The organism is Sphingomonas sp., assembly GCF_031380695.1.
GTDB lineage: Bacteria > Pseudomonadota > Alphaproteobacteria > Sphingomonadales > Sphingomonadaceae > Sphingomicrobium.
Genome location: NZ_JANMWY010000056.1, coordinates 1 through 3,256, shown reverse-complemented (window position 1 = coordinate 3,256; position 3,256 = coordinate 1). Strand labels below are relative to the sequence as shown.

Sequence of the window (3,256 nt, the reverse complement as noted above, 5' to 3'; positions counted from 1 at the left end):
TGCCGTCATCGACCGAGCCGCAAGTAATGAACCGCAGCATGTCCTTGTGCTGGTGCTGCGCAAGGTAAGCGTCGATGTCTTCGGCGATCAGGGTATCGGCTTGATAGACGCTCGGCTCGTTCATCAGAAATAGCCTTCCTGCTTCTTGCGCTCCATGCTCGCGCCGCCGCTGTCCTTGTCGATCAGCCGCCCCTGGCGCTCGCTGCTGGTCGACACGATCATCTCCTGGATGACCTGTTCGAGCGTGTCGGCCCTGCTCTCGACCGCGCCGGTCAGCGGGTAGCAGCCGAGCGTGCGGAAGCGGACCCAGCGATCCACCGGAGTCTCGCCCGGCGCGAGCGGGAAGCGATCGTCGTCGACCATCAGCAGCATGCCGTCGCGTTCCACCGTCGGGCGCGGCGCGGCAAGGTAGAGCGGGACGATCTCGATCCCCTCGGCGTAAATATATTGCCAGATGTCCACCTCGGTCCAGTTGGACAGCGGGAACACGCGGATGCTCTCGCCCTTGGCCTTGTGGGCGTTGTAGAGCGACCACAGCTCGGGCCGCTGGTTCTTCGGGTCCCAGCGATGATCGGCGGTGCGGAACGAGAAGATCCGCTCCTTCGCCCGGCTCTTCTCCTCGTCGCGCCGCGCCCCCCCGAACGCCGCGTCGAAGCCGTATTGATCGAGCGCCTGCTTCAGCCCTTCGGTCTTCCAGATATCGGTATGGAGGCTGCCATGGTCGAACGGGTTGATCCCCCGGGCGACCGCGTCGGGGTTTTGGTACACCAGCAACTCCGCGCCGAATTCCGCCGCCACGCGGTCGCGGAATTCGTACATTTCGCGGAACTTCCATGTCGTATCGACGTGCAGCAGCGGGAACGGCAGCTTGCCCGGGAAGAATGCCTTGCGCGCCAGGTGCAGCATCACCGCGCTGTCCTTGCCCATCGAATACAGCATCACCGGATGCTCGGTTTCGGCCAGCACCTCGCGCATGATGTGAATGCTCTCGGCTTCAAGCCGCTCGAGATGGGTCAAGCCGCGCACGGCAAGGGTGGCGGGGGCATTCATGCATTGGCTCCGGTATGCGTCACGAGGGATTCCACGACGGTGCGGTCACGCGCGACCTGGCCGACGATGACGAGCACCGGCGCGCCGGCCGGCAGTTGCGTCGCCAGTTCGGCGATGGCGCCGATCGAGCTCGACACCTGCGCCTGGCCCGGCAACGTGGCCGAAGCGATGGCAACGGCGGGCGTATCGGCGGCGAGCCCGGCAGCAATCGCTGAGGCGCTGAACTGGGCCAGCGTGCCGCGCGGCATATAGACAATGGTCGTGACGGCAGGATCGGCGATCGCCGCCCAGTCGATGTCGCGCGGCATCTCGCCGTCGGCACCATGGCCGGTGACGAACTGGATACGGCGCGCGGCGTTGCGCTCGGTTAGCGAGAAGCCGAGCGCGGCGGCGGCACCCTGCGCGGCGGAAATGCCGGGGACGATGCTGATCTCGACTCCGGCAGCGCGGCAGGCGTCGATCTCGTCGGTCGCGCGGCCGAAGACCAAGGGGTCGCCGCCCTTGAGCCGCACGACAGTCTCCCCGGCCAGCGCCAGCGTGACGATTTGCGCGTTGATCTCGCTCTGCTTGCACGACGGCCCGCGCCCGCTCTTGCCGACGGGAATGCGCTTCGCCTCGCGCCGCGCCATTTCGAGCACGCCGGGACCGACGAGATTGTCGTAGAGAATGACCGTCGCCAGCTGCAGCGTGCGCACCGCCTTCAACGTCAGCAGTTCCGGATCGCCCGGCCCTGCCCCGACCAGAATCACCCGCCCGCGCAATTCCCCCACCTGCCCGGCGAACAGCGCGTCGCGATCGTCTTCATCGGGCGCGCGGTCCATATTCGCCCAGGCGCGGTCGACGAACCGTTCCCAGAAGCGGCGGCGGCCCTGGAAATCGTCGACCTTTTGCTTGAGCATCGGCCGCAATGCCCTGGCCGCGCTCGCCCACGCCGACAGCAGCGGCGGCAGCACGCTTTCGATCCGGGTGCGGATCGACTGGCCGAGCATTGGCGCCGCGCCATCGGTCGAGATCGCGACGACCACCGGCGATCGGTTGACGATCGTGCCGAACGTAACGTCGCACAGTTCAGTCTGGTCGATCATGTTGACCAGCGCCCCGGCGCGATGCGCGGCGGCGATCATGGCATCGGCCTCGGCGCGGTCCGCCGGCGAGCCGACGACCAATGCCGCATCGACGAAATCCGACTCGCTCCAGCCGTCGGCGAGGTGGAGAACCTCCGCGCCGGCAGCGGCCAAAAGTTCGGCCTTCCACAGCGCGCCTTCCGACGCGCCGCTGACGACCACCTTGCGGCCCGCCAGCCGGTGGAACAGCGGCAGGTTGGCGAGCCGCGCGATCCGCGCGGGCGCGGCGACGCGGTCGGCCTCGGGCGGGTCGAACGTCATTCGGGCTGGTCGCGGACGAGGCGGCCATCGGGGCCGACATGCAGCCCGCATTCCGCGCTGCCCTGATCTTCCCACCACCAGCGCCCGGCCCGCTCGGGTTCGCCCGGCGCAACCGCGCGGGTGCAGGGCTGGCAACCGATCGAGAGGAAGCCCTCTGCGTGAAGACTATTTACCGGCACGCCCTCGGCGGCGCAGAATGCGGCAACCTCGGCCCGCGTCCAGTCGAACAATGGCGCGAACTTGATCAGCGCGCGCTCCTCGTCCCAGCTTTCCAGAGCCACCGCCGCGCGTTCCCCAGACTGGTCGGCGCGGAGCCCCGTGATCCACGCCGCCGCCCCGCCCAGCGCGCGCGCCAGTGGCTCGACCTTGCGAACGTGGCAGCAGGCCAGCCGCGCATCCTTGCTGTGGTAAAAACCGTTGATGCCGATGTCGGCGACCAGCGCTGACAGCGCCGCCGCTTCAGGTGTGGCCGCACGGATGCGGCGACCGTATTTCTGCTCGGTCTCGTCCCACACGGTATAGGTCGAGGGAAACAGCCGCCCGGTGTCGAGCGTGACGATCTCGATTCCAAGATCGCGCGACATGATGAAATGGCTGATTGCCTGGTCTTCGATCCCGAAGCTGGTGGTGAACACGATCCGCCCCGCGATCCGCGCGCATAGCTCCGCCAGCCGATCGCCGGGATCGGTCAGGGCGGTCGTCGCCGCACTGGCACGGGCTAGCATAATCTTCTCATTCCCTCGCGAGAGGCGGTTCTTGCAAAATCGCTTCGGATCGCCGTAGTTGCACTGCGGCACAAGCCGGATAACCCTGACAAAGCG

3 protein-coding genes are annotated in these 3,256 nt (G+C 67.4%); all 3 read right to left on the bottom strand.

Annotation, left to right across the window (positions count from 1 at the left end; all coding sequences use genetic code 11):
• Nucleotides 1-123: 123 nt before the first annotated feature.
• Genes cysD through RMN84_RS02345 form a run of 3 tightly spaced genes read right to left on the bottom strand, consistent with a single transcriptional unit; the run spans nt 124 to nt 3,160 of the window.
• The gene (gene cysD / locus RMN84_RS02355) at nt 124-1,050 is read right to left on the bottom strand and encodes a sulfate adenylyltransferase subunit CysD (RefSeq protein WP_309610605.1); all 927 of its coding nucleotides are present in this window, start codon (nt 1,048-1,050) and stop codon (nt 124-126) included.
• Nucleotides 1,047-2,435, bottom strand: coding sequence for a siroheme synthase CysG (gene cysG / locus RMN84_RS02350; protein ID WP_309610604.1), 1,389 nt, complete (start codon nt 2,433-2,435; stop codon nt 1,047-1,049). The genes cysD and cysG overlap by 4 nt, the downstream gene beginning before the upstream one ends.
• The gene (locus tag RMN84_RS02345) at nt 2,432-3,160 is read right to left on the bottom strand and encodes a phosphoadenylyl-sulfate reductase (protein ID WP_309610603.1); all 729 of its coding nucleotides are present in this window, start codon (nt 3,158-3,160) and stop codon (nt 2,432-2,434) included. The genes cysG and RMN84_RS02345 overlap by 4 nt, the downstream gene beginning before the upstream one ends.
• Nucleotides 3,161-3,256: the final 96 nt, after the last annotated feature.

Coding starts and splice junctions, on each gene's coding strand:
- cysD (WP_309610605.1), bottom strand. CDS start 1,050: ATGAATGCCCCCGCCACCCTTGCCGTGCGCGGCTTGACCCATCTCGAG.
- cysG (WP_309610604.1), bottom strand. CDS start 2,435: ATGACGTTCGACCCGCCCGAGGCCGACCGCGTCGCCGCGCCCGCGCGG.
- RMN84_RS02345 (WP_309610603.1), bottom strand. CDS start 3,160: ATGCTAGCCCGTGCCAGTGCGGCGACGACCGCCCTGACCGATCCCGGC.